Annotated in this window: 24 protein-coding genes; 18 read left to right on the plus strand and 6 right to left on the minus strand. The window is 70.8% G+C overall.

Going from position 1 to position 24,573, the window contains the following annotated elements:
* Positions 1–4 precede the first annotated feature (4 nt).
* Genes ACIBN2_RS24700 through ACIBN2_RS24715 form a run of 4 tightly spaced genes read right to left on the minus strand, consistent with a single transcriptional unit; the run spans position 5 to position 3,565 of the window.
* Positions 5–628 carry a response regulator gene (locus tag ACIBN2_RS24700; protein ID WP_399137251.1) on the minus strand — a complete coding sequence of 208 codons (624 nt, stop codon included), beginning with the start codon at positions 626–628 and terminating at the stop codon, positions 5–7.
* The gene (locus ACIBN2_RS24705) at positions 625–1,860 is read right to left on the minus strand and encodes a sensor histidine kinase (protein ID WP_399137253.1); all 1,236 of its coding nucleotides are present in this window, start codon (positions 1,858–1,860) and stop codon (positions 625–627) included. Before ACIBN2_RS24705 ends, ACIBN2_RS24700 begins: the two co-directional genes overlap by 4 nt.
* Positions 1,857–2,702, minus strand: coding sequence for an ABC transporter permease (locus ACIBN2_RS24710; protein ID WP_399137255.1), 846 nt, complete (start codon positions 2,700–2,702; stop codon positions 1,857–1,859). Before ACIBN2_RS24710 ends, ACIBN2_RS24705 begins: the two co-directional genes overlap by 4 nt.
* The gene (locus ACIBN2_RS24715; protein ID WP_399137257.1) at positions 2,699–3,565 is read right to left on the minus strand and encodes an ABC transporter ATP-binding protein; all 867 of its coding nucleotides are present in this window, start codon (positions 3,563–3,565) and stop codon (positions 2,699–2,701) included. The genes ACIBN2_RS24710 and ACIBN2_RS24715 overlap by 4 nt, the downstream gene beginning before the upstream one ends.
* A gap of 146 nt (positions 3,566–3,711) precedes the next feature.
* Between ACIBN2_RS24715 and ACIBN2_RS24720 the strand changes: the two genes are divergently transcribed.
* The 3 genes from ACIBN2_RS24720 (at position 3,712) to rpsD (ending at position 6,776) form a co-directional block, all read left to right on the plus strand.
* Positions 3,712–4,374, plus strand: coding sequence for a vitamin K epoxide reductase family protein (locus tag ACIBN2_RS24720; RefSeq protein WP_399137259.1), 663 nt, complete (start codon positions 3,712–3,714; stop codon positions 4,372–4,374).
* Between the two features lie 56 nt (positions 4,375–4,430).
* Positions 4,431–5,786, plus strand: a complete 1,356-nt coding sequence (locus tag ACIBN2_RS24725; protein WP_399137261.1) for a replication-associated recombination protein A — start codon at positions 4,431–4,433, stop codon at positions 5,784–5,786.
* 375 nt (positions 5,787–6,161) lie between these two features.
* Positions 6,162–6,776, plus strand: coding sequence for a 30S ribosomal protein S4 (gene rpsD, locus ACIBN2_RS24730; RefSeq protein ID WP_399137262.1), 615 nt, complete (start codon positions 6,162–6,164; stop codon positions 6,774–6,776).
* A gap of 24 nt (positions 6,777–6,800) precedes the next feature.
* Here rpsD and ACIBN2_RS24735 read toward each other — a convergent pair whose 3' ends face one another.
* Positions 6,801–8,951 (minus strand): ATP-binding protein, encoded by a 2,151-nt coding sequence (locus tag ACIBN2_RS24735; RefSeq protein ID WP_399137264.1) that lies wholly within the window; start codon positions 8,949–8,951, stop codon positions 6,801–6,803.
* Between the two features lie 151 nt (positions 8,952–9,102).
* On the opposite strand from ACIBN2_RS24735, the gene ACIBN2_RS24740 reads away from it, so the two are divergent.
* From ACIBN2_RS24740 to nusB, 13 genes are all read left to right on the plus strand, one after another.
* The gene (locus ACIBN2_RS24740) at positions 9,103–9,555 is read left to right on the plus strand and encodes a DUF948 domain-containing protein (protein WP_399137265.1); all 453 of its coding nucleotides are present in this window, start codon (positions 9,103–9,105) and stop codon (positions 9,553–9,555) included.
* Between the two features lie 7 nt (positions 9,556–9,562).
* Positions 9,563–9,916, plus strand: a complete 354-nt coding sequence (locus ACIBN2_RS24745) for a hypothetical protein (protein ID WP_399137266.1) — start codon at positions 9,563–9,565, stop codon at positions 9,914–9,916.
* Entirely contained in the window at positions 9,916–12,588 is a 2,673-nt protein-coding gene (gene alaS, locus ACIBN2_RS24750; protein ID WP_399137268.1) for an alanine--tRNA ligase, read from the plus strand. Before ACIBN2_RS24745 ends, alaS begins: the two co-directional genes overlap by 1 nt.
* Before the next feature lie 2 nt (positions 12,589–12,590).
* Complete coding sequence (ruvX, locus tag ACIBN2_RS24755; RefSeq protein WP_399137469.1) at positions 12,591–13,055, plus strand: Holliday junction resolvase RuvX; 465 nt, start codon at positions 12,591–12,593, stop codon at positions 13,053–13,055.
* Between the two features lie 122 nt (positions 13,056–13,177).
* A complete protein-coding gene (gene mltG, locus ACIBN2_RS24760) occupies positions 13,178–14,896 on the plus strand; it encodes an endolytic transglycosylase MltG (protein ID WP_399137270.1) in 1,719 nt (572 codons plus the stop codon).
* Entirely contained in the window at positions 14,896–15,711 is an 816-nt protein-coding gene (locus tag ACIBN2_RS24765) for a shikimate dehydrogenase (protein WP_399137272.1), read from the plus strand. Before mltG ends, ACIBN2_RS24765 begins: the two co-directional genes overlap by 1 nt.
* A 206-nt stretch (positions 15,712–15,917) precedes the next feature.
* Positions 15,918–17,102 carry a chorismate synthase gene (gene aroC, locus ACIBN2_RS24770; protein ID WP_399137273.1) on the plus strand — a complete coding sequence of 395 codons (1,185 nt, stop codon included), beginning with the start codon at positions 15,918–15,920 and terminating at the stop codon, positions 17,100–17,102.
* Positions 17,099–17,617, plus strand: a complete 519-nt coding sequence (locus ACIBN2_RS24775; RefSeq protein ID WP_399137275.1) for a shikimate kinase — start codon at positions 17,099–17,101, stop codon at positions 17,615–17,617. The genes aroC and ACIBN2_RS24775 overlap by 4 nt, the downstream gene beginning before the upstream one ends.
* Positions 17,614–18,705 carry a 3-dehydroquinate synthase gene (gene aroB / locus ACIBN2_RS24780; protein WP_399137277.1) on the plus strand — a complete coding sequence of 364 codons (1,092 nt, stop codon included), beginning with the start codon at positions 17,614–17,616 and terminating at the stop codon, positions 18,703–18,705. Before ACIBN2_RS24775 ends, aroB begins: the two co-directional genes overlap by 4 nt.
* 188 nt (positions 18,706–18,893) lie before the next feature.
* Positions 18,894–19,754, plus strand: coding sequence for a Pro-rich N-terminal domain-containing protein (locus ACIBN2_RS24785; protein ID WP_399137279.1), 861 nt, complete (start codon positions 18,894–18,896; stop codon positions 19,752–19,754).
* A gap of 92 nt (positions 19,755–19,846) precedes the next feature.
* Positions 19,847–20,953, plus strand: coding sequence for an aminopeptidase P family protein (locus ACIBN2_RS24790; RefSeq protein ID WP_399137281.1), 1,107 nt, complete (start codon positions 19,847–19,849; stop codon positions 20,951–20,953).
* Between the two features lie 52 nt (positions 20,954–21,005).
* A complete protein-coding gene (gene efp, locus ACIBN2_RS24795) occupies positions 21,006–21,572 on the plus strand; it encodes an elongation factor P (protein WP_020938844.1) in 567 nt (188 codons plus the stop codon).
* 2 nt (positions 21,573–21,574) lie between these two features.
* On the plus strand, positions 21,575–22,009 hold the full coding sequence (gene nusB / locus ACIBN2_RS24800) for a transcription antitermination factor NusB (RefSeq protein ID WP_399137283.1): 435 nt from the start codon (positions 21,575–21,577) through the stop codon (positions 22,007–22,009).
* 181 nt (positions 22,010–22,190) lie between these two features.
* On the opposite strand, the gene bldD is transcribed toward nusB, so the two are convergent.
* On the minus strand, positions 22,191–22,691 hold the full coding sequence (gene bldD, locus ACIBN2_RS24805; protein WP_399137285.1) for a transcriptional regulator BldD: 501 nt from the start codon (positions 22,689–22,691) through the stop codon (positions 22,191–22,193).
* Between the two features lie 253 nt (positions 22,692–22,944).
* On the opposite strand from bldD, the gene pyrR reads away from it, so the two are divergent.
* The gene (pyrR, locus tag ACIBN2_RS24810; RefSeq protein ID WP_399137287.1) at positions 22,945–23,511 is read left to right on the plus strand and encodes a bifunctional pyr operon transcriptional regulator/uracil phosphoribosyltransferase PyrR; all 567 of its coding nucleotides are present in this window, start codon (positions 22,945–22,947) and stop codon (positions 23,509–23,511) included.
* Between the two features lie 79 nt (positions 23,512–23,590).
* Positions 23,591–24,568 (plus strand): aspartate carbamoyltransferase catalytic subunit, encoded by a 978-nt coding sequence (locus ACIBN2_RS24815; RefSeq protein WP_399137289.1) that lies wholly within the window; start codon positions 23,591–23,593, stop codon positions 24,566–24,568.
* The last annotated feature ends 5 nt before the right edge of the window (positions 24,569–24,573 follow it).

The following is a 24,573-nucleotide window of genomic DNA, read 5'->3' on the forward strand; positions in this document are numbered from 1 at the left end:
CCCCTCACTCCAACAGCCCGAACCGCATCGCACTCGTGACGGCCGCCGTCCGGTCGTCGACCCCCAACTTGCCGAAGGCGCGCAGCAGATGGGTCTTCACGGTCGACTCCCCGATGAACAGCCGCCGCCCGATCTCCGCGTTGGTGCAGCCCTCCGCCACCAGTCGCAGCACCGCCGTCTCCCGCTCGGAGAGCCGTGGCCGCTCCGGCCTCGTGCGCAGCCGGTCGACCAGCCGGGCGGCCACTGACGGCGCGAGGACCGTCTCGCCGCGTGCGGCCGCTCGGACCGCCTCCGCCAGTTCGGCGCGCGGCATGTCCTTCAGCAGGTAGCCCGCCGCCCCGGCCTCCACCGCCCGCAGGATGTCCCCGTCCGTCTCGTACGTCGTCAGGACGATCACCCGGCACGGCAGCCCCGCCGCGCCCATCCGCACGATCGAGTCCACGCCCCCGCCACCCGGCATCCGCAGGTCCATGAGCACGATGTCGGGTCGCAGCTCAGCCGCCAGTGCCTCGGCCTGTGGCCCGCTCGCCGCGTCGGCGACCACGTCCAGGTCCGGCTCGGCGCTGAGCATCGCCCGCAGACCCTCCCGTACGACGGGATGGTCGTCGGCGAGGATGATCCGGATCACTGCGAGCTCCTCAGAGGCGGTACGGGCGATACGGGTGAGACGGGCGACAGGGGCGATACGGGCAGGCTGACGGTCACCGTCGTGCCGTCGCCCCGCGCGCTGCGGATCCGCGCCGTGCCGCCGACCTCCGTGGCCCGGGCGCGCAGCCCCGCAAGACCGTAGCCCTCGCAGGGCGCACCCGGGTCGAAGCCGCGGCCGTCGTCCCGTACGGACACGGTGAGCATGTCGTCGAAGTACGCCAGCGCGATGTCCACGGCCGCCGAACTCCCCGCGTGCTTACGGGCGTTGGCAAGGGCCTCCTGGCAGGAGCGCAGCGCGACCACCTCGGGCCCGGCCGGCAGCGGGCGCACCGGACCGGTCACGTTCAGCGTCGCCTCGTGCCGGGCGGCGAGCCGGCGCAGCGCGTCCGGCAGCGAGGTGCCGTCGAGGTCGGCCGGCGCCGCCCCGGCGACCAGGGCCCGGGCCTCGGCGAGGTTCTGCCGGGCCGTCTCGTCCATCAGGGCCAGATGGCGACGGGCCTGCGGAACGTCGTGGTCGAGTTCCGCCTCCACCGCCTGAATCAGCATCAGCAGGCTGGTGAACCCCTGCGCGAGGGTGTCGTGGATCTCGCGGGCCATGCGCTCACGCTCGGTCAGCGCCCCGTGCGCGGTGGACAGGCGCGAGACCTCGTGGCGGCTGGCGTCGAGTTCCGCGATCAGCGCGGCCCGCTCCTGGCTCTGCTCGATGATCCGGATCACCCAGGTGCCGACGGCCACCGAGAAGGCAAGGCTGACCACGGCGAACAGCCCGTTGAAGAAGACGTCCTGGTCGCTCGGCCACCACAGCAGCGCCCAGCCCGCCATCGGCACCACGTTGATCACGGCCACCACCGTGATAGCCCACCGCATCCGCAGGGTCATGAAGCACTGAGGGACGAGCGCGAAGGTCATCACCCGCGTCTCGCCGACCAGGATCGCCGACGGCAGGAACAGGGCCGTCATCGCGACGAGGTAGAGCAGCGCCCGGCGCTCGGGCGGCGGATCACCCCGCAGCAGGGGACGCCCCACCCACACGAACAGCGGGATCAACGGCACCAGCAGCGCCGCCGCCGTGAGCCGGACCGGCCACCCCGGGTGGTCCGTGCCGAGCACGAACGCCAGGGTGGCCAGCCAGATCAGTGCGAAGTAGGAGTCCCAGAGCCGGAATGAACGGTCCCAGGTGTACGCGCCGACGGCCTCCGCCGGACCCGTCATCCGTCGCGCCGGTTCTTCCACCGGAAGGTCAGCAGACACAGCACCAATCCTCCGACGCACCAGGCCCCGAGCACCAGAGCGACCTTGCCGAACTCCCAGCTGCCGGCCTGCTCCAGAACCTGCGCCGAGTCCGGCAGGAACACCCCGCGCAGTCCCTGGCACATCCACTTCAGCGGGAACAGCGCCCCGATGTTCAGCATCCAGTCGGGGATGGTGTCGATCGCGATGTACACGCCCGAGATGAACTGCAGCACCAGGAACGGCAGGACGACCACGGAGGTCGCGCTCTTGCCCGACTTCGGCACCGAGCTGACCGCGATGCCGAGCAGCGCGCACGCCGTCAGACCGAGGACGAAGATCCAGGCGAGGTCGAACCAGCGGGCCGCGTCCGAGGGCAGATCGACGCCGTAGAAGGAGGTGCCGACGAGCAGCAGGATCGCCGTCTCCAGCACACCGGTACACAGAACCAGCCAGATCTTGCCGAGGAAGTACGCGGCCGGTGGCATCGGCGTCCCGCGCAGCCGGCGCAGTACCTTCTCGTCCCGCTCGATGGCGATCGAGATGCCGAGCGACTGGAAACTCGTCGACATGATGCCGGCGGCCATCATCGCCGGGACGTACAGCTGCGAGGCGGTGATCCCGGCGCCCTTCACGTCGTCGCTGAAGATCGACGCGAACAGGAACAGGAACACCACCGGGAACGCGAAGGTGAACACGACCTGCTCGCGCTGCCGGAAGAACTGCTTGATCTCCAGGGCGCCCCGCTGAAGGCCCAGCCCCCAGGCCCCCGGCAGCCTCGCGGTCGTCGTCCCGGCCTTGGTCGGTACGGCGGTCGTGGTCATCGGGCGTCCTCCTGTCCGGTCAGCCGGAGGTAGACGTCCTCCAGCGTGGGGCGGCTCACCCGCAGGTCCGGGATCTCGCCGTCGAAGCGATGCATCAGTTCGGCGACCGTCCTGGTCGGGGTGTCCGTGCGCTCGGTGCGGGTGGCGCCGTCGGGTTCGGTCCACTCGACCGTGGCCCCGGTGCCGAACTGCTTGCGCAGATCGGCGGGTTCACCCATGGCGACGACCTGGCCCTTGGCCACGACGGCGAGCCGGTCGGCGAGCGCCTCCGCCTCCTCCAGGTAGTGCGTGGTCAGCAGGATGGTCGTGCCCTCGTCGGCGAGCAGCCGGATCAGGTCCCAGAACTGCCGCCGCGCCGCCGGGTCGAACCCGGTGGTCGGCTCGTCCAGGAGCAGCAGTTCGGGCCCGCCGATCACCCCGAGGGCCACGTCGAGACGCCTGCGCTGGCCGCCCGACAGCGCCTTGATGCGGCTGTCCGCCTTGGCCTGAAGACCCACCAGGCCGATGACCTCCTCCGGGTCGCGCGGCCTCGGGTAGTAGCGTGCGAAATGCCGTACGGTCTCGCGGACCGTCAACTCGGCGGGCGCCGATTCGTCCTGCCAGACGATTCCCACGCGGGACCTCCACGCGCGCGTGCCGGCCGCCGGGTCGGACCCGAGCACCGACACCTCGCCCGCGTCCCGGCCGCGGTTGCCCTGGAGGATCTCCACGGTGGTCGACTTGCCCGCGCCGTTGGGCCCGAGCAGGCCGAACACCTCGCCGGTGCGGATCCCGAGATCGATGCCGTCCACCGCGGTCACGTCCCCGTACTGCTTGCGCAGCCCCCGTACGTCCACCGCGAGTTCGTTCGCGTGTGTTGTCATGCACCCAAGGCTCGGCCGGAACCGAACGCTCAGGGACGACCGTGCGTACTTCCTTATGTCCACCGAACGGTGGACACAGGGCCGAGTGCGGCACAATGGCCCCTGCCCGAAGAAGGTCCAACTCTCAAGCAGACGGAATCGGCGTGATGAGCAAGACCACAGTCAAAGACATCTCCACCGAGCCCGAACCCGCTTCCGGAAACGGCTCCGCCGGACCACGGACGGAGGGCGGCAGCCGGGCCTTCGCGCTGCTGCTGGTGATCACGGGCGCGGCCGGTCTGCTCGCCGCGTGGGTCATCACGATCGACAAGTTCAAGATCCTCGAGGCCAAGGTCGCGGGCAAGACGTTCACCCCGGGGTGCAGCCTCAACCCGGTGGTCTCCTGCGGCAACGTGATGGAGTCCAAGCAGGCCGCCGCCTTCGGCTTCCCCAACCCGATGCTCGGCCTGGTCTGCTACGGCATCGTCATCTGCGTCGGCATGAGCCTGCTCGCCCGCGCCCGCTTCCCGCGCTGGTACTGGCTCACGTTCAACTTCGGCACCCTCTTCGGTGTGGCCTTCTGCACCTGGCTGCAGTTCCAGTCCCTGTACCGGATCAACGCGCTGTGCCTGTGGTGCTCGCTGGCCTGGGTCGCCACGATCACCATGTTCTGGTACGTGACGTCGTTCAACATCCGCAACGACTTCCTGCCCGCCCCGCGCTGGGTGAAGAGCTTCTTCGACGAGTTCACCTGGGTCGTGCCCGTGCTGCACGTCGGCATCATCGGCATGCTCGTGCTGACCCGCTGGTGGGACTTCTGGACCAGCTGACCTCCGCCGCGGAGGGCCCGGAGGGATTGTCAGTGCGGTGAATTAGGGTTTGGGACGTGGAGCCCGACCTGTTCACCGCAGCCGCAGAAGAACGCCAGGAGAAGGACCCGGCAGGGAGCCCCCTGGCGGTGCGGATGCGCCCGCGCACCCTGGACGAGGTGGTGGGCCAGCAGCATCTGCTGAGGCCCGGCTCACCCCTGCGCAGACTCGTCGGCGAGGGCGCCGGCGGCCCGGCCGGACCGTCCTCGGTGATCCTCTGGGGCCCGCCCGGCACCGGCAAGACGACCCTTGCGTACGTCGTCTCGAAGGCCACCAACAAGCGCTTCGTCGAGCTGTCGGCGATCACCGCGGGGGTCAAGGAGGTCCGCGCGGTCATCGACGGCGCCCGCCGCGCCACCGGCGGGTACGGCAAGGAGACCGTCCTCTTCCTCGACGAGATCCACCGCTTCAGCAAGGCCCAGCAGGACTCCCTGCTGCCCGCGGTCGAGAACCGCTGGGTGACGCTGATCGCGGCGACGACGGAGAACCCGTACTTCTCGGTGATCTCCCCGCTGCTGTCCCGCTCCCTGCTGCTCACCCTCGAACCGCTCACGGACGACGACGTCCGCGGGCTGCTGAAGCGCGCGCTGAGCGACGAGCGGGGCCTGAAGAACGCGGTCGCCCTCCCGGACGACACCGAGGACCACCTCCTGCGCATCGCCGGCGGCGACGCCCGCCGCGCCCTGACCGCCCTGGAGGCAGCGGCCGGAGCCGCTCTGGACAAGGGCGAGCCGGAGGTCTCCCTGACGACGCTGGAGGAGACGGTCGACCGGGCGGCGGTGAAGTACGACCGCGACGGCGACCAGCACTACGACGTCGCCAGCGCCCTCATCAAGTCCATCCGCGGCTCGGACGTCGACGCCGCGCTGCACTATCTGGCCCGCATGATCGAGGCCGGCGAGGACCCCCGCTTCATCGCCCGCCGCCTGATGATCTCGGCGAGCGAGGACATCGGCCTCGCGGACCCGAACGCGTTGCCGATCGCGGTCGCCGCCGCCCAGGCCGTCGCCATGATCGGCTTCCCCGAGGCCGCCCTCACCCTCAGCCACGCGACCATCGCCCTCGCCCTGGCCCCCAAGTCCAACTCCGCGACGACGGCGATCGGCGCCGCCATGGACGACGTACGCAAGGGACTGGCGGGGTCCGTGCCCCCGCATCTGCGCGACGGGCACTACAAGGGCGCCGCCAAGCTCGGTCACGCACAGGGGTACGTCTATCCGCACGACCTGCCCGAGGGCATCGCCGAGCAGCAGTACGCCCCGGACGCGATCAAGGACCGCGAGTACTACACCCCGGGCCGGCACGGCGCCGAGGCGCGGTACGCCGACGCGGTGGAATGGACCAGGAAGCACCTCGGTCGCAGGCGGTCCTAGGAGGGCATGCCCGGCAATTCCCGCCTGCCTCGCCCGCTCTCCGGGCGGACGACGGGAATTGCCAGGCACGCCCTCGCACCCTGTAGACTTTGCCGAAGTGCCGAGTCCCGTGCCGTCAGAGCGGGACATCCGGCCGGAACCCCCAGCGGGTTCCAGGAGCGTCGCGCACCGTCGAACGGTGTCGCGGGCAGCCCACCACCACCCGTCGCACGACGGGAAGGGTCGGTGGGCCACTCGCGTACTGCACGTATGTGCCCAGACCAGGGGAGCGGCTGCCCGCCCCGCCCACCAGGGCGAGGAGGGTTTCCCCGGCTGCGGATGCGACCTCCCAGAACCCTGACAAGCCGAAGAATCTGAGAGAAGAGACTAAAGACAGTGGCGAACCAGTCCCGCCCCAAGGTCAAGAAGTCGCGTGCCCTCGGCATCGCGCTGACCCCGAAGGCCGTCAAGTACTTCGAGGCCCGCCCCTACCCGCCGGGCGAGCACGGCCGCGGCCGCAAGCAGAACTCGGACTACAAGGTCCGTCTGCTCGAGAAGCAGCGTCTGCGCGCGCAGTACGACGTGTCCGAGCGCCAGCTCGTCCGCGCCTACGAGCGTGCCTCCAAGGTCCAGGGCAAGACCGGTGAGGCCCTGATCATCGAGCTCGAGCGCCGTCTCGACGCCCTGGTCCTGCGTTCGGGCATCGCCCGCACCATCTACCAGGCCCGTCAGATGGTCGTGCACGGCCACATCGAGGTCAACGGTCAGAAGGTCGACAAGCCGTCCTTCCGCGTCAAGCCCGACGACGTCGTGATGGTCCGCGAGCGCAGCCGCAGCAAGACGCTGTTCGAGGTCGCCCGCGCCGGTGGCTTCGCCCCCGACGGTGAGACCCCGCGCTACCTCCAGGTGAACCTCGGCGCCCTGGCGTTCCGCCTGGACCGCGAGCCGAACCGCAAGGAGATCCCGGTGATCTGCGACGAGCAGCTCGTCGTCGAGTACTACGCCCGCTGATCACCAGCAGGCGGTAGCACCACCTCAGCCCGCCGTCTCCTCGCCCTTGCGGGCGCGGGAGGCGGCGGGTTCGTGCATGTCGAAACCCGCCGCATGCCGGGCCGGACCGCGCTGGGACGGGACGGCGTCCAGCGTCCGCTCCAGCGCCCGGGACACCGCCGCCTCCCGCACCAGCCGCGCCCCTTCGGCCACGCACTCCGCGTACCGCTCGTCGCCCAGCCGCTCGCGGGCCGTCCCCTCGCAGAGCTCGTGCGGGGCGTCGTAGTACGCCGATCCGAACAGCGGCAGGCCCACCGACCGCCACATCCGGGACGCCGCGCCCTGCAGCACCGCCGCCTCCGCCGCGTCGCCCTGCGCCACGGTGACCAGGGCCAGCAGCTCCATCGCCAGCACCGAACCGAGCAGGTCGTGGAAGGCGTGGGCGCCGGTGAGGCACTCGGTGAGCAGGTCGCGTGCCCGCGGGAGGTCGCCGTCGGCCCAGGCCGCGTACGCCAGGACGTACAGGGCGTAGCCGCGGGTCCACCGCTCGCCGTGGTCCTCGCACACCCGCCGCACGTCCTCGCACAATCGCACCGCGTCCGGCAGATCGCCCTGGAACGCGCGCGTCATCGCCAGTTCGACCTGCCCCATCAGCACATTGCTGTTGAGTTCGCCGATCGCCTGGTAGCGGTCCAGCGCCGACTCCAGCAGCCTCTCGGCACGCTCCATGTCGTCGCTGACCAGGGCGAGGCATCCGGCGCGGTGCTCCGCGTACGCCACAGCCGTCCGGTCGCCGGAGTGCTCCGCCTCCTCGCGGCACTCCTGGAGCGCCGCCAGCGCCGGCACGGTGTCGCCCTGGAGGATGGCCACGTAGCCGAGCACCCACAGCGCCTTCAGCCGGGACTGCTCGTGCCCGGTGTCCAGCCGCACCACCTGCTCCAGCCAGTGCCGCCCCTCCGAAAGACGCCCGCAGCCGGCCCAGTAGAACCACAGCGAGCCCGCGAGGTACTGCCCGAGATGCGCATCCTCCGCCTCGCCCAGGCAGTGCTCCAGCGCGCTGCGCAGATTGGGCAGTTCCGCCTCCACCCGCGCGGCCACTTCGGCCTGGCGCGGTGAGAACCAGTCCAGCTCGCACCAGGTCGCGAGCCCCAGGTACCAGTCGCGGTGCCGCCGCCGCAGCCGGGCCGCGTCGCCCGTCGCCTCCAGCCACTCGGCGCCGTACGCGCGCACCGTGTCCAGCATCCGGTAGCGCGTGCCCGCCGGCGTCTCCTCGCGGGCGACCACCGACTGCGCGAGCAGTTCGGTGAGCACGTCCAGGACGTCGTCGGCCTTCAGGCCCTGCCCGCTGCACACGTACTCGACGGCCTCCAGGTCGAACTGCCCGGCGAACACCGACAGCCGCGACCACAGCAACCGCTCGCGGGGCGCGCACAGTTCATGGCTCCAGCCGATGGCCAGGCGCAGGGTCTGGTGGCGGGGCAGCGCGTCCCGCTCGCCGCAGGTCAGCAGCCGGAAGCGGTCGTCCAGCCGGTCCAGCAGCTGCCTGGGGGAGAGGGCCCGCAGCCGCCCGGCGGCCAGTTCGACGGCGAGCGGGATCCCGTCCAGGCGCCGGCACACCTCGCGCAGGTCCGGGCCGTCCGCCACCGCCGGCCCCCGCTCCGCCGCCCGGTTCAGCAGCAGCTCGACCGCCTCGTCCTCGCCCAGCGGCACCAGCGGGAACACCCGCTCACCGGCCAGGGCCAGCGGTCTGCGCCCCACCGCGAGCACCGTGAGCCCGGGCACCTGCCGCAGCAACTCGCCCACCAGTTCGGCGCACGCCTCCACCAGATGCTCGAAACCGTCCAGCACGAGCAGCAGTTGACGCTCGGCGAGATGAGCGAGCAGCGTCTCGCGCGGCGGCCGGGTGGTGTGGTCCGTCAGCCCCAGCGCCTCGACGAGGGCGTAGTCGACGAACGCCGGATCGCGCACCGGCGCCAGCTCCACCCGCCACACGCCGTCGCGCGGCGCGCACCGCGCGGCCGCCCGCGCCGCGAGCCGCGACTTGCCGACACCGCCCGCCCCGGTCACCGTCACCAGACGGGCGGACCCGAGCAACCGCTCCAGCCGGGCGAGTTCGGCCGAGCGCCCGACGAACGCGTTGAGCTCCAGCGGTAAGTTGCCGTCCATGAGTCCGTCGCCCCGTTGATGATCCTGCATGGAATACGGAGCGTACTGAACCGTAATCACTCCGTACAATCGCTTCGCGCAACCCCGCGGCGCCCGACGGTAATGCGGTGCGGACCTCCGCGCGTGGCGCGATAGGCTCGGTCCATTGTTTTTCGATGTTCAGGCACGTTTCAGGGAGCGGGTGCGCGAGGTGTCCGGTGGCGAGGTGGCCGGGATCCTGGTGGCCGTCTTCTGGGCGATCCTGGTCTCCTTCCTCGCCGTAGCGCTGGCGAGGCTGGCCCAGACGCTCAGGGCGACCACCAAGCTGGTGGCGGAGGTGACCGACCAGGCCGTGCCGCTGCTGTCCGACGCGTCCGCGGCGGTGCGCTCGGCGCAGACCCAGATCGACCGGGTCGACGCCATCGCCACCGACGTCCAGGAGGTCACGTCGAACGCGTCGGCGCTGTCCACCACCGTCGCCTCCACCTTCGGCGGCCCGCTGGTCAAGGTCGCGGCCTTCGGCTACGGCGTCCGCCGCGCCCTGGGCGTCCGCAGGGAGGACGCGCCCGCCAGGACATCGAGGGAGACCGTGATCATTGGCCGCACCGTCCCGGCCGCGCGGCGGGAGAAGCGGAACAGGCGAAAGAAGGACTGAGCGACCGATGTTCCGCCGTACCTTCTGGTTCAGCACCGGCGTCGCCGCGGGTGTGTGGGCCACCACCAAGGTCAATCGCAAGCTGAAGCAGCTGACGCCCGAGAACCTCGCCGTGGCCGCCGCCAACAAGGCGATCGACGCCGGCCACCGGATCAAGGACCGGGCGGTCGGCTTCGCGCTGGACGTGCGCGACAACATGGCGCAGCGCGAGGAGGAGCTGGGCGAGGCCCTCGGCATCAACGCGGCCCCCGAACTCCCCGCGCCCCGGCGGTACACCGCCATCGAGAACCGCAGCACACCGAAGTACGTCGAGGGTTCGACGTACCAGACGTACCCGTACAACCGGAATGAGGACCACTGATGGAGTCGGCCGAGATTCGCCGCCGCTGGCTGAGCTTCTTCGAGGAGCGCGGGCACACCGTCGTCCCTTCGGCGTCGCTCATCGCGGACGACCCGACTCTGCTCCTCGTCCCGGCCGGCATGGTGCCCTTCAAGCCCTACTTCCTGGGTGAGGTCAAGCCGCCCTTCGACCGCGCCACCAGCGTGCAGAAGTGCGTGCGCACGCCCGACATCGAAGAGGTCGGCAAGACCACGCGGCACGGCACGTTCTTCCAGATGTGCGGCAACTTCTCCTTCGGCGACTACTTCAAGGAAGGCGCCATCAAGTACGCCTGGGAGCTGCTCACCAGCCCCCAGGACAAGGGCGGTTACGGCCTGGAGCCGGAGAAGCTCTGGATCACCGTCTACAAGGACGACGACGAGGCCGAGCGCATCTGGCACGAGGTCGTCGGCGTGCCGAAGGAGCGCATCCAGCGCCTCGGCATGAAGGACAACTTCTGGTCCATGGGCGTTCCCGGTCCCTGCGGCCCGTGTTCCGAGATCAACTACGACCGCGGCCCCGAGTTCGGCGCCGAGGGCGGCCCCGCCGTCAACGACGAGCGGTACGTGGAGATCTGGAACCTCGTCTTCATGCAGTACGAGCGCGGCGAGGGCATCGGCAAGGACAACTTCGAGATCCTCGGCGAGCTCCCCAGCAAGAACATCGACACGGGCCTCGGCCTGGAGCGTCTCGCCATGATTCTGCAGGGTGTGCAGAACATGTACGAGATCGACACCTCCATGGCCGTCATCAAGAAGGCCACCGAGCTGACCGGCGTCCACTACGGCGCCGCCCACGCCTCGGACGTCTCGCTGCGCGTGGTCACCGACCACATGCGCACGTCGGTGATGCTCATCGGCGACGGCGTCACCCCGGGCAACGAGGGTCGCGGTTACGTCCTGCGCCGCATCATGCGCCGCGCCATCCGCAACATGCGCCTGCTCGGTGCCACCGGTCCGGTCGTCCTTGACCTCATCGACACCGTGATCGCGATGATGGGCCAGCAGTACCCGGAGCTGGTCACCGACCGCGAGCGCATCGAGAAGGTCGCCGTCGCCGAGGAGAACGCCTTCCTCAAGACGCTGAAGGCCGGCACCAACATCCTCGACACCGCGGTCACCGAGACCAAGGCCGCGGGCTCCGCGGTCCTCGCCGGCGACAAGGCGTTCCTGCTCCACGACACCTGGGGCTTCCCGATCGACCTCACCCTCGAGATGGCCGCCGAGCAGGGCCTGTCGGTGGACGAGGACGGCTTCCGCCGCCTGATGAAGGAGCAGCGGGAGCGCGCCAAGGCCGACGCCCAGGCCAAGAAGACCGGCCACGCCGGCGCCGGCGCCTACCGGGAGATCGCCGACAAGGTCGGTGAGACCGACTTCATCGGCTACAGCGAGACCGAGGGCGAGTCCACCATCGTCGGCATTCTCGTCGACGGCGCCTCCTCCCCGGCCGCCACCGAGGGCGACGAGGTCGAGATCGTCCTCGACCGCACCCCGTTCTACGCCGAGGGCGGCGGCCAGATCGGTGACACCGGCCGGATCAGGTCCGACTCCGGTGCCGTCATCGAGATCCGCGACTGCCAGAAGCCGGTCCCGGGCGTCTACGTCCACAAGGGCGTCGTCCAGGTCGGCGAGGTCACCGTCGGCGCCAAGGCCCACGCGTCCATCGACGGCCGCCGCCGCACGGCTATCGCCCGTGCCCACTCGGCCACGCACCTCACCCACCAGGCGCTGCGCGACGCCCTCGGCCCGACGGCCGCCCAGGCCGGTTCCGAGAACCAGCCCGGCCGCTTCCGCTTCGACTTCGGCTCGCCGTCCGCCGTTCCCACGGCCGTGATGAGCGACGTCGAGCAGAAGATCAACGAGGTGCTCGCCCGCGACCTCGACGTCCGCGCCGACGTCATGGGCATCGACGAGGCGAAGAAGCAGGGCGCCATCGCCGAGTTCGGCGAGAAGTACGGCGAGCGCGTCCGCGTCGTGACCATCGGCGACTTCTCCAAGGAGCTGTGCGGCGGCACGCACGTGCACAACACCTCCCAGCTCGGCCTGGTCAAGCTGCTCGGCGAGTCCTCCATCGGCTCGGGTGTCCGCCGTATCGAGGCCCTCGTCGGTGTGGACGCCTACAGCTTCCTCGCCCGCGAGCACACGGTCGTCAACCAGCTGACCGAGCTGCTCAAGGGACGCCCGGAGGAGCTGCCGGAGAAGGTCTCCTCGATGCTCGGCAAGCTGAAGGACGCCGAGAAGGAGATCGAGAAGTTCCGCGCCGAGAAGGTGTTGCAGGCCGCCGCCGGTCTCGCCGAGTCGGCCAAGGACGTCCGCGGCGTCGCCGTCGTCACCGGCCGGGTCCCGGACGGCACCACCCCCGACGACCTGCGCCGGCTGGTCCTCGACGTACGCGGTCGCATCCAGGGCGGACGGGCCGCGGTCGTGGCCCTGTTCACCGTCACGGGCGGCAAGCCGCTCACCGTCATCGCCACCAACGAGCCCGCCCGTGAGCGCGGCCTCAAGGCGGGCGACCTGGTGCGTACGGCGGCCAAGACCCTCGGCGGCGGCGGTGGCGGCAAGCCGGACGTCGCCCAGGGCGGCGGCCAGAACCCGGCCGCGATCGGCGAGGCCGTGGACGCCGTCGAGCGTCTCGTGGCGGACACCGCGAAGTGACGATGCGCCGAGGCCGCCGGCTCGCCATCGACGTCGGGGACGCCCGGATCGGGGTCGCTTCGTGCGACCCCGACGGGATCCTCGCCACTCCGGTGGAGACGGTCCCCGGGCGGGACGTCCCCGCGGCTCACCGGCGGCTGAAGCAACTGGTCGAGGAGTACGAGCCGATCGAGGTCGTCGTCGGTCTTCCCCGCTCCCTCAAGGGGGGCGAGGGGCCGGCCGCGGTCAAGGTCCGCGGCTTCGCACAGGAGCTCGCCAAGGGCATCGCCCCGGTGCCGGTGCGGCTCGTCGACGAGCGCATGACGACGGTGACGGCGAGCCAGGGGCTGCGGGCCTCGGGCGTGAAGTCGAAGAAGGGCCGCTCGGTCATCGACCAGGCCGCCGCTGTGATCATCCTTCAGCAGGCGCTCGAATCCGAACGGGTGTCAGGTAAAGCACCCGGCGAGGGCGTCGAAGTGGTCATCTGATCGCGATACGGTAACGTTCCGCGCGATTGCGCCGCTGTTCGAAAAGCGGGTGCACAGCAAGAGGCGGGACGGATACCCGGCCAGAAGCCGCGTAACTGCCGCCTCGCGGCTCTAGGGGTTCGATGACTGAGTATGGCCGGGGCCAAGGCTCCGAACCGTGGAATCCGGAGGACCCGCTCTACGGGAACGACGGATGGGGAGGACAGCAGGCCGAGACGGGCCGGCAGTCCCCCTACGGCGGCCAGCCACAGCACCACCCGGAGCAGCCGCAGCAGCAGCACTACGGCGACTGGAGCCAGGGCGGTCAGTCCGCCTACGGCCAGGACCAGCAGCAGTACCAGGGCTACGACCAGCAGTACTACGCAGGTCAGGGCCAGCAGCAGTACCCCCACGGTCAGCAGCAGTACCCCCACGGTCAGCAGCAGTACCCCCAGGGTCAGCAGCAGTACCAGGGACAGCAGGCGTACGACCAGGGCACCGGCACCTGGGGCACCGGCACCCACGTCCAGTACACCGACCCCACGGACCCGTACGGCCGGACCGCTTCGTACGGCGGCGAGCAGCCCGACCCGTACGGCACGCCCGACGCCTATCCGCCGCCCGAGCCGCCGGCCCGCAGGCAGGCCGAACCCCAGCCGCAGACCGATTGGGATCCTGGCCCCGATCAGGGAGAACACGCCTTCTTCGGCGGGGGCGACGATGACGACGAGGACGACGACGCGCCGGGCGGCCGCAAGGGCCGCGGCGGCAAGAAGCCGAAGAAGCGCCGCAGCGGGTGCGCCTGCCTCGTCCTGGTGACGATCTTTGCGGGCGGCGTCGCCGGCGTCGGCTACTTCGGCTACCACTTCTACCAGGATCGTTTCGGCCCGTCGCCGGACTACGCGGGTGAGGGGGACGGCCAGCAGGTCACCGTCGTCATCCCCAAGGGCGCCGGCGGCTATGTGATCGGCCAGAAGCTCAAGGAGGCGGGCGTCGTCAAGTCCGTCGACGCCTTCGTCTCCGCGCAGCAGTCGAACCCCAAGGGCAAGACGATCCAGGACGGCGTCTACACGCTGCAGAAGCAGATGTCGGCCGCGAGTGCGGTCGAACTCATGCTCAGTCCCAAGAGCCGCAGCAACCTGATCATCGCCGAGGGCATGCGCAACACGGCGATCTACACGCTGATCGACAAGCGTCTCGGAGTCGCCGAGGGCAGCACGGCGAAGACCGCGAAGCGGGACTACAAGAAGCTCGGCCTGCCCGCCTGGGCGCTGAACCACCCGAACCTCAAGGACCCGCTGGAAGGATTCCTCTACCCCTCCAGCTACGGCGTCTCCAAGGGCCAGAAGCCGGAGGACGTCCTGAAGGACATGGTCTCCCGGGCCAACGGCACCTACGAGGAACTCGGCCTGGAGAAGAAGGCGAAGAGCCTCGGACTCTCCGGCCCCTGGCAGCTGCTCACCGTGGCCAGCCTGGTCCAGGCCGAGGGCACGAGCCACGACGACTTCCGCAAGATGGCCGAGGTCGTCTACAACCGCCTCAAGCCCGGCAACCCCGAGACATACGGCTCGCTCGAGTTCGACTCCACGTACAACTACGTGAAGAACCAGAGCAGGATCGACCTGAGCATCGCCGAGCTGCGGAAGTACAACAACCCGTACAACACGTACTACATCAAGGGCCTGCCGCCCGGCCCCATCGACAACCCCGGCGCCGAGGCGATCAAGGGCTCGCTCGACCCGACGCACGACGGCTGGTACTACTTCATCTCGTTGGACGGCAAGACCAGCAAGTTCACCAAGACGCTCGCTGAGCACAACAAGCTGGTCGACGAATTCAATGCGTCGAGGAAAAAGAACTGATGACGACGACCCGGCGGGCGGCCGTGCTCGGCTCGCCCATCGCCCACTCCCTGTCCCCGCAGCTGCACACCGCGGCTTACCGGGCGCTCGGCCTGGAGGGCTGGTCGTACGGCAGGTTCGAGATCGACGAGGCGGCGCTGCCCGGGTTCCTCGAGAAGCTCGGTCCCAAGTGGGCGGGGCTGTCGCTGACGATGCCGCTGAAGCGGGCGGTGATCCCGCTGCTCGACGAGATCACCGACACGGCGGCCTCGGTCGAGGCGGTGAACACCGTGGTGTTCCACCCCGACGGGCGCCGGGCCGGCGACAACACCGACATCCCCGGACTGGTGGCCGCGCTGCACGAGCGCGGGGTGGAGAAGACCGAGTCGGCGGCGATCCTGGGGGCCGGGGCCACCGCCTCCTCCGCGCTCGCGGCACTCGCCCGCATCTGCACCGGTGAGGTCGCCGTGTACGTCCGCAGCGAGCGGCGCGCGGACGAGATGCGGCAGTGGGGCGAGCGGCTCGGCGTCCAGGTCCGCCCGGCCGACTGGGCCGACGCGGCACGCGCCTTCGAGGCCCCCCTGGTGATCTCCACGACGCCCGCCGGAGGCGCCGACGCGCTGGCCGAGCGGCTGCCCGCCCAGGTCGGCACCCTCTTCGACGTGCTCTACGAACCGTGGCCCACCCCGCTCGCCGCGGCCTGGGAGGCGCGCGGCGGACAGGTGCTCAGCGGCCTCGACCTGCTGGTGCACCAGGCGGTCTTCCAGTTCCGGCAGTTCACCGGCGATCCGCGCTCGCCGCTGGCGGCGATGCGCGAGGCCGCGCAGCCGCGCTGACCGTCAGGCCCCCACCTGTGCGTTTGGCAGGCGCAGGTCCCGTCCGTCAGCCATCTGTCCGTCTGCCGGACCGCGAGCAACAGCGCCGCGCGGACGTGGGAGGATCGGAGATGGCGGGCCGGGGCCGCGCACCTGGTCATGCCGACGCCGTACGCGAGGAAGCGCGTACGCAGTCAGTACCAGGGCGCGAGCACTGAGGAGCACCGTTGAGCAGGTTGCGCTGGCTGACCGCGGGGGAGTCCCACGGTCCCGCACTCGTGGCGACGCTGGAGGGCCTTCCGGCCGGCGTGCCGATCACGACGGAGATGGTGGCGGACCACCTGGCCCGGCGCCGGCTCGGCTATGGACGCGGTGCGCGCATGAAGTTCGAGCGCGACGAGGTCACCTTCCTCGGCGGTGTCCGGCACGGCCTGACCCTGGGTTCCCCGGTAGCGATCATGGTGGGCAACACCGAGTGGCCGAAGTGGGAGCAGGTCATGGCGGCCGACCCGGTCGACCCGGAGATCCTCGCCGGTCTGGCCCGCAACGCGCCGCTGACCCGCCCGCGTCCCGGTCACGCGGACCTGGCGGGCATGCAGAAGTACGGCTTCGACGAGGCGCGGCCGATCCTGGAGCGGGCCTCCGCGCGGGAGACCGCGGCCCGGGTCGCGCTGGGCGCGGTGGCGCGGTCGTACCTGAAGGAGACGGCCGGTATCGAGATCGTCAGCCATGTCGTCGAGCTGTGCTCCGTGAAGGCGCCGCAGGGTGTGTACCCGACGCCGGCCGACGTGGCCAAGCTGGACGCCGACCCGTTGCGCTGCCTGGACGCGGACGCGTCGAAGGCGATGGTGGCGGAGGTCGACCAGGCCCACAAGGACGGCGACACCCTGGGTGGTGTGGTCGAGGTGCTCGCCTACGACGTGCCGGTCGGCCTGGGCTCGCACGTGCACTGGGACCGCAAGCTGGACGCGCGGCTGGCCGGTGCGCTGATGGGCATCCAGGCGATCAAGGGCGTCGAGCTCGGCGACGGGTTCGAGCTGGCGCGGGTGCCGGGTTCCAAGGCGCACGACGAGATCGTGAACACGCCGGAGGGCATCCGGCGGGTGTCGGGGCGTTCCGGTGGCACCGAGGGCGGTCTGACCACGGGTGAGCTGCTGCGGGTGCGGGTGGCGATGAAGCCGATCGCCACCGTGCCGCGGGCGCTGCAGACGGTGGATGTGAGCACCGGTGAGGCGACGCAGGCGCACCACCAGCGCTCCGACGTGTCCGCGGTGCCCGCCGCCGGCATCGTCGCCGAGGCGATGGTGGCGCTGGTCCTGGCGGACGCGGTGGCGGAGAAGTTCGGCGGCGACAGCGTCACCGAGACCCGCCGCAACGTGCGTTCCTACCTCGAGAACCTGGCCATCCGGTGAGCGCGGTGCCGGTGGTGGTGCTGGTGGGCCCGATGGGCGTGGGCAAGTCGACGGTGGGGCAGCTGCTGGCCGGGCGGCTCGGTGTCGGCTACCGCGACACCGACGACGACATCGTGGCCGAGCAGGGCCGGGCGATCGCGGAGATCTTCGTCGACGAGGGCGAGACGGCCTTCCGGGCGATCGAGAAGCAGGCGGTGCACAGGGCGCTGGCCGGGCACGACGGAGTGCTGGCGCTCGGCGGCGGCGCGATCCTGGACGCGGACACGCGGGCGCTGCTGGCCGGGCAGCGGGTCGTCTACCTCTCGATGGACGTCGAGGAGGCGGTCAAGCGCACCGGCCTGAACACCGCCCGCCCGCTGCTCGCGGTCAACCCGCGCAAGCAGTGGCGCGAGCTGATGGAGGCCCGGCGTTCGCTGTACGAGCAGGTCGCCACGGCGGTCGTGGCCACCGACGGCCGTACGCCCGAAGAGGTCACCCAAGTCGCCCTGGACGCACTGGAGTTGAAGGAAGCATGAGCGAGGCAGTCACCCGGATCCAGGTCGGCGGGAGCGCGGGCAGCGACCCGTACGAGGTCCTGGTGGGCCGTCAGCTCCTGGGTGAGCTGGCCACTTTGGTGGGGGAGCGGGCCAAGCGGGTCGCGGTGATCCACCCCGAGGCGCTGGCCGAGACCGGAGACGCCCTGCGCGCCGATCTCGCCGGGCAGGGCTTCGAGGCCGTGGCCATCCAGGTGCCCAACGCGGAGGAGGCCAAGACCGCCGAGGTCGCCGCCTACTGCTGGAAGGCGCTGGGTCAGTCCGGCTTCACCCGCTCCGACGTGATCGTGGGCGTCGGCGGCGGCGCCACCACCGACCTCGCCGGGTTCGTCGCGGCGACCTGGCTGCGCGGCGTGCGCTGGATCGCCATCCCGACCACGGTCCTTGCGATGGTGGACGCCGCGGTCGGCGGCAAGACCGGCATCAACACCGCCGAGGGCAAGAACCTGGTCGGCGCCTTCCACCCGCCCGCGGGTGTGCTGTGCGACCTGGCCGCGCTGGACTCCCTCCCGGTCAACGACTACGTCTCCGGGCTCGCCGAGATCATCAAGGCCGGCTTCATCGCCGACCCGGTGATCCTGGAGCTGATCGAGGCCGACCCGCAGGCGGCGCGCACACCGGCCGGCCCGCACACCTCCGAGCTCATCGAGCGCTCGATCCGGGTCAAGGCCGAGGTCGTCTCGTCCGACCTGAAGGAATCGGGTCTGCGGGAGATCCTCAACTACGGCCACACGCTCGGCCACGCGATCGAGAAGAACGAGCGCTACAAGTGGCGGCACGGCGCTGCGGTCGCGGTCGGCATGCACTTCGCGGCCGAACTGGGCCGTCTGGCGGGCCGGCTGGACGACGCCACGGCCGACCGGCACCGCACGGTCCTGGAGTCGGTCGGGCTGCCGCTGCACTACCGCCACGACCAGTGGCCCAAGCTGCTGGAGACGATGAAGGTCGACAAGAAGTCCCGCGGCGACCTGCTGCGCTTCATCGTCCTGGACGGCCTGGCCAAGCCGACCGTCCTGGAGGGCCCCGACCCCGCGGTGCTCCTCGCCGCCTACGGCGAGGTCGGGGAGTAAGTCCGCCGGAGCGTCATCCGTCCGATTTGCCTTGCGTGGCTGGGCACTTCGAGCCGTCCCCGGCCGTTCACCAAACGGCGGCCGGGGAAGGTACCGTTCGGTAGCGAGCGGGACTCGCGCCTCGCTGCCCGGCGCCGACCGCCCGCGGCGACACCGAGCCCATTGAGAACGAGACGGAGTGGCACCGGATGCAGCACGCAGTGGGTTCTCCGCTGCCGCCGCCCCACCAGCCGGGGCACGGACCGGCCGCCGGCTGGTCGCCGGCCGCGCACCACCCGGGTCCGCATCAGGCGGACCCGCAGCAGGGTCCGCCCCCTGTGCCCCCGCCGCCCCCCGCCCCGGGCCACTCCCAGGCGCCCGTGATGCCGGCCCCGCCGCAGCACGTCCCGGCCCCGCCACCGCCTGAGACCACCGGCCATGTCCCGCTGCCGCCCGGCGGCCCGGTCGCCATGCCCAGCGCGCCGCATGCCCCGAGCGCTCCGGACCTGGCGGGCACGACCCTCGCGGTGCTGCTCATCGGCCCCGCGGGCGCCGGCAAGACCAGCGTCGCCAAGTACTGGGCGGACCACCGCCGCGTCCCCACCGCCCACATCAGCCTGGACGACGTACGCGAATGGGTCCGCTCGGGCTTCGCCGACCCGCAGTCGGGGTGGAACGACCACTCGGAGGCGCAGTACCGCCTCGCCCGCCGCACCTGCGGCTTTGCCGCCCGCAACTTCCTGGCCAACGGCATCTCCTGCATCCTCGACGACGCCGTCTTCCCCGACCGCCCGGTCGTGGGCCTCGGCGGCTGGAAGCGCCATGTGGGCCCCGGCCTGCTGCCGGTCGTCCTCCTGCCCGGCCTGGAGATCGTGCTGGAGCGCAACGCGGAACGTTCCGGCAACCGCCGCCTCACCGACGAGGAGGTCGCCCGCATCCACGGCCGCATGGCGGGGTGGTACGGCTCGGGCCTGCCGATCATCGACAACTCCCAGATGGACGTGCCGACGACGGCCCGCGTCCTGGACGACGTACTGGCGAGGTCGATCGCGAGTCCGCCGAACTGGTAGCAGGGGCAGCCGCACCGCCGTCCGCAGCCCCCGTCCCCCGAACGGCACCTTCAGAACCGGCACAAATCGCCCAACCCTCCTACGCTCGTCTCATGTCAGAGGTGTACGCGACCCGCCGAGCCCGGCTGAGGGCACGCTGCAATGCCGGCGGCAGCCAAGCCGCGCTGATCTCCCGCCCCGCCAATGTCCGTTACCTCGCGGGCACGGCCCCGCGGGGCGCCGTCCTGCTCCTGGGCATGACCGAGGACGTGCTGCTCTGCGCCGGACCGCCGGAGGACCGCGCCGCGGACGGCCGGGCGGACGACGCCCTGCGCGCGCGGATCCTGCCCGGCACGGCCGGCGACCCCGCCGTGGCCGCCGCCGACCTCGCCGAGGCGCAGCGGGCCGACACCCTCGCCGTGGAGGAGCACCACCTCACCGTGGCGCGTCATCGCGCCATCCGCTCGGTCGTCCCGCGGCTGCGCCTCACCGATCTCGCGGCCTCCGTCGAGCAGCTCAGGATCGTCAAGGACGAGGAGGAGATCTCCTGCCTGCGTATCGGCGCGGAGATCGCCGACCAGGCCCTCGGCGAACTCCTGGAGTCCATCCTGGTCGGCCGCACCGAACGGCACCTCGCCCTCGAACTGGAGCGGCGCCTCGTCGACCACGGCGCCGACGGTCCCGCCTTCCCGACCTCGGTCGCCACCGGCCCCAACGCCGGCCGGCGCGGCCACCGGCCCACCGACCGCCGGGTCGAGGAGGGGGACTTCCTCTCGGTCTGCCTGGGCGCCGCCTACCGCGGCTACCGCTGCGAGATCGGCCGCACCTTCGTCATCGGCACGTCTCCCGCGGACTGGCAGATCGAGCTCTACGACCTCGTCTTCGCCGCCCAGCGCGCGGGCCGGGAGGCGCTGATGCCCGGCGCGGCCTGCCGTGACGTGGACCGGGCCGCCCGCCAGGTGCTGGGCTCCGCGGGGCACGCCGAGGGGCTGCCGTCCATGACGGGGCACGGTGTGGGACTCGAAATCGACGAGGACCCGCAGCTGGCCCCTGCGGCCATGGGTAAACTGGACGCTTGCGTGCCGGTCACCGTCGAACCGGGGGTCCACCTCCCGGGCCGGGGCGGTGTCCGGATCGATGACACGCTCGTCGTCCGCCCCGAGGCGGACGGCGGACCCGAGCTACTCACCATCACGACCAAGGAGCTGCTCGCACTCTAGGCAAGGTGCGCGCCCCGGGGTCGTCCACGTCAGTCCAGGAGATTCCGCAACCGTGGCTTCCACGAACGACCTCAAGAACGGCCTTGTGCTCAAGCTCGAAGGCGGCCAGCTCTGGTCCGTCGTCGAGTTCCAGCACGTCAAGCCCGGCAAGGGCCCGGCCTTCGTGCGCACCAAGCTCAAGAACGTGCTCTCCGGCAAGGTCGTCGACAAGACCTTCAACGCCGGCGTCAAGGTCGAGACGGCCACTGTCGACAAGCGCGACATGCAGTTCTCGTACATGGACGGCGACTACTTCGTCTTCATGGACATGGAGACCTACGACCAGCTCATGGTCGACCGCAAGGCCGTCGGCGACGCCGCCAACTTCCTGATCGAGGGCTTCACCGCCACCGTCGCGCAGCACGAGGGCGAGGTGCTCTTCGTCGAGCTGCCGGCCGCCGTCGAGCTCGTCATCCAGGAGACCGAGCCGGGCGTCCAGGGCGACCGCTCCACCGGCGGCACCAAGCCCGCCACGCTGGAGACCGGCCACCAGATCCAGGTCCCGCTCTTCATCACCACCGGCGAGAAGATCAAGGTCGACACCCGCACGAGCGACTACCTCGGCCGGGTGAACAGCTAACCGTGGCTGCTCGCAACACGGCCCGCAAGCGCGCCTTCCAGATCCTCTTCGAGGGCGACCAGCGCGGCGCCGACGTCCAGACGGTCCTCGCGGACTGGATCCGGCTGTCCCGGGACGACACCCGGCAGCCGCCGGTCAGCGAGTACACGATGCAGCTCGTGGAGGGCTACGCGAAGCACGCGAAGCGCATCGACGAGCTGATCGCGCAGTACTCGGTGGGCTGGACGCTCGACCGGATGCCCGTGGTGGACCGGAACGTCCTGCGTCTCGGTGCCTACGAGCTGATCTGGGCCGACGAGACCCCGGACGCCGTCGTGCTGGACGAGATGGTGCAGCTGGCGAAGGAGTTCTCCACGGAGGAGTCGCCCGCGTTCGTCAACGGTCTGCTGGGCCGGCTCAAGGAGCTGAAGCCCTCGCTGCGCCGGGACGAGGCGTAGAACAGGCAGGCACTTTCCAGGGGGCCCGCGGCGTGAGCGCTGCGGGCCCCCTGGCGTGTCGTCCCGTGCGCGGTCGTCTCCTGGGGCCTGCGGCGCCCCTGAAGGCCGCAGAAAGCCGCCGGGGTGGCCGGAACGGTGAAGTTCCGGCCACCCCGGCGGCACGTTTCTGCTGTGCAGGTGGTCAGGCGTCCTCGTGGACGACCGCGCGGCGGGCGTCGGCGTCCAGCACGCCCCAGTTGATCAGCTGCTCGGTGAGGACCGAGGGCGACTGGTCGTAGATGACGGCGAGTGTGCGCAGGTCGTCCTGGCGGATCGACAGCACCTTGCCGTTGTAGTCGCCGCGCTGCGACTGGATCGTGGCCGCGTACCGCTGGAGGGGGCCGGCCTTCTCGGCAGGCACGGTCGCCAGCCGCTCCAGGTCGAGGACCAGCTTCGGCGGCGGCTCGGCGGCGCCGCCCGGGGTGGTGCCCGGCAGGAGCTCCTGCACCGGGACCCCATAGAAATCCGCCAGTTCGGCGAGGCGCTGTACGGTCACGGCTCGGTCGCCGCGCTCGTACGATCCGACCACTACCGCCTTCCAGCGTCCCTGGCTCTTCTCCTCGACACCGTGGAGGGAAAGGCCCTGCTGGGTGCGGATGGCCCGGAGCTTGGCCCCGAGCTGTTTGGCGTATTCGCTGGACATATAGCTCCCCGGACACTGTGTCGGCGCAGCTTGAGGGGTCCCGAGCCGCGCGTCTCGTAACTCACTGTGAGGTTACGCAGCGTGACTCTCGTGCGTCAAGCCGAATGGTCCACACCGACGCTTCCGTGGCAGCGGTGGCTGATTACTCCAGGGGGGTGATCTGGGGTGTCGTCCGGGCCTGCTACCGTTGATGGCGCAAATCCGACGTCCTTTAAGGTCCGTCCCGTGAGGCGGAGAAGGGGGTCCGTTTCGTATGGACAAGCAGGACACGCAAGCATCCGATGCCCGGCCCGTGCTCGAAGGCCCTGACATCGCGCGGGTACTGACCCGCATCGCCCACGAGATCGTCGAGCGCGCCAAGGGCGCCGACGACGTGGTGCTCCTCGGCATTCCGACCCGAGGCGTCTTCCTCGCCCAGCGGCTCGCCGCCAAGCTCGAGGAGATCACCGCCCGGAAGATCCCGGTCGGTTCGCTCGACATCACCATGTACCGCGACGACCTGCGCATGCACCCGCCGCGTGCGCTGGCCCGCACCGAGATCCCCGGTGACGGCATCGACGGCAAGCTGGTCGTCCTCGTCGACGACGTGCTCTTCTCCGGCCGCACCGTCAGAGCCGCCCTCGACGCCCTGAACGACGTCGGGCGCCCGCGCGCGGTCCAGCTCGCGGTCCTCGTCGACCGCGGCCACCGCGAACTGCCCATCCGCGCCGACTACGTCGGCAAGAACCTCCCCACGTCGCTGCGGGAGACGGTCAAGGTCCTGCTCGCCGAGGAGGACGGTCGCGACACCGTGCTGCTCGGCACCAAGCAGACCCAGTAGCAGGCCGGGTGCTCGGCCCTGCCGACCCCGCGTACCCGCTTGCCCGAAAACTCCCGAATTGCCTTACGGAGCCTGACAGATGCAGCGTCATCTCATCTCGGCCGCCGACCTCACCCGCGACGACGCCGTCCTGATCCTCGACACCGCCGAGGAGATGGCCCGGGTCGCGGACCGGCCGATCAAGAAACTGCCGACCCTGCGCGGCCGCACGGTCGTCAACCTCTTCTTCGAGGACTCCACGCGCACGCGTATCTCCTTCGAGGCCGCCGAGAAGCGGCTGTCCGCGGACGTCATCAACTTCACCGCCAAGGGTTCGAGCGTCTCCAAGGGCGAGTCCCTGAAGGACACCGCCCAGACGCTGGAGGCCATGGGCGTCGACGCCGTGGTCATCCGGCACGGCGCGTCCGGAGCCCCATACCGCCTGGCCAACTCCGGCTGGATCGACGCCGCCGTCATCAACGCCGGCGACGGCACGCACCAGCACCCCACGCAGGCCCTGCTCGACGCGTTCACCATGCGCCGCCGGCTCGTCGGCCGGGACGCCGGGCTCGGCCAGGACCTGTCCGGCAAGCGCATCACGCTCGTCGGCGACGTCCTGCACAGCCGCGTCGCCCGCTCCAACGTCGACCTGCTGCACACCCTCGGCGCCGAGGTCACCCTCGTCGCGCCGCCCACCCTGGTGCCGGTCGGGGTGGAGACCTGGCCCTGCGAGGTGTCGTACGACCTCGACGCCGTGCTGCCCAAGTCCGACGCGGTGATGATGCTGCGCGTCCAGCGCGAGCGCATGAACGCCGCCTTCTTCCCGACCGAGCGCGAGTACTCACGCCGCTACGGCCTGGACGGCGAGCGCATGGCGAGGATGCCCGAGCACGCCATCGTGATGCACCCCGGCCCGATGGTCCGCGGCATGGAGATCACCGCCGAGGTCGCCGACTCCGACCGCTGCACCGTCGTCGAGCAGGTCGCAAACGGAGTCTCCATCCGGATGGCCGTCCTGTACCTGCTGCTCGGTGGCAACGAGCCCGCCGTCACCCACACCCGTACCGAGGAGAAGTAAGAACC

The organism is Streptomyces sp. NPDC050534, from assembly GCF_044457745.1.
Classification (GTDB): Bacteria; Actinomycetota; Actinomycetes; order Streptomycetales; family Streptomycetaceae; genus Streptomyces.

What these genes read in the sequence shown, in the direction of transcription:
- aroB (WP_399137277.1), top strand. Translation starts at nt 17,614, where the DNA reads ATGAGCGAGGCAGTCACCCGGATCCAGGTCGGCGGGAGCGCGGGCAGC.
- ruvX (WP_399137469.1), top strand. Translation starts at nt 12,591, where the DNA reads ATGCGCCGAGGCCGCCGGCTCGCCATCGACGTCGGGGACGCCCGGATC.
- ACIBN2_RS24720 (WP_399137259.1), top strand. Translation starts at nt 3,712, where the DNA reads ATGAGCAAGACCACAGTCAAAGACATCTCCACCGAGCCCGAACCCGCT.
- ACIBN2_RS24815 (WP_399137289.1), top strand. Translation starts at nt 23,591, where the DNA reads ATGCAGCGTCATCTCATCTCGGCCGCCGACCTCACCCGCGACGACGCC.
- ACIBN2_RS24745 (WP_399137266.1), top strand. Translation starts at nt 9,563, where the DNA reads ATGTTCCGCCGTACCTTCTGGTTCAGCACCGGCGTCGCCGCGGGTGTG.
- pyrR (WP_399137287.1), top strand. Translation starts at nt 22,945, where the DNA reads ATGGACAAGCAGGACACGCAAGCATCCGATGCCCGGCCCGTGCTCGAA.
- bldD (WP_399137285.1), bottom strand. Translation starts at nt 22,691, where the DNA reads ATGTCCAGCGAATACGCCAAACAGCTCGGGGCCAAGCTCCGGGCCATC.
- alaS (WP_399137268.1), top strand. Translation starts at nt 9,916, where the DNA reads ATGGAGTCGGCCGAGATTCGCCGCCGCTGGCTGAGCTTCTTCGAGGAG.
- ACIBN2_RS24715 (WP_399137257.1), bottom strand. Translation starts at nt 3,565, where the DNA reads ATGACAACACACGCGAACGAACTCGCGGTGGACGTACGGGGGCTGCGC.
- ACIBN2_RS24785 (WP_399137279.1), top strand. Translation starts at nt 18,894, where the DNA reads ATGCAGCACGCAGTGGGTTCTCCGCTGCCGCCGCCCCACCAGCCGGGG.
- ACIBN2_RS24705 (WP_399137253.1), bottom strand. Translation starts at nt 1,860, where the DNA reads ATGACGGGTCCGGCGGAGGCCGTCGGCGCGTACACCTGGGACCGTTCA.
- ACIBN2_RS24765 (WP_399137272.1), top strand. Translation starts at nt 14,896, where the DNA reads ATGACGACGACCCGGCGGGCGGCCGTGCTCGGCTCGCCCATCGCCCAC.
- ACIBN2_RS24710 (WP_399137255.1), bottom strand. Translation starts at nt 2,702, where the DNA reads ATGACCACGACCGCCGTACCGACCAAGGCCGGGACGACGACCGCGAGG.
- ACIBN2_RS24735 (WP_399137264.1), bottom strand. Translation starts at nt 8,951, where the DNA reads ATGCAGGATCATCAACGGGGCGACGGACTCATGGACGGCAACTTACCG.
- mltG (WP_399137270.1), top strand. Translation starts at nt 13,178, where the DNA reads ATGACTGAGTATGGCCGGGGCCAAGGCTCCGAACCGTGGAATCCGGAG.
- ACIBN2_RS24790 (WP_399137281.1), top strand. Translation starts at nt 19,847, where the DNA reads ATGTCAGAGGTGTACGCGACCCGCCGAGCCCGGCTGAGGGCACGCTGC.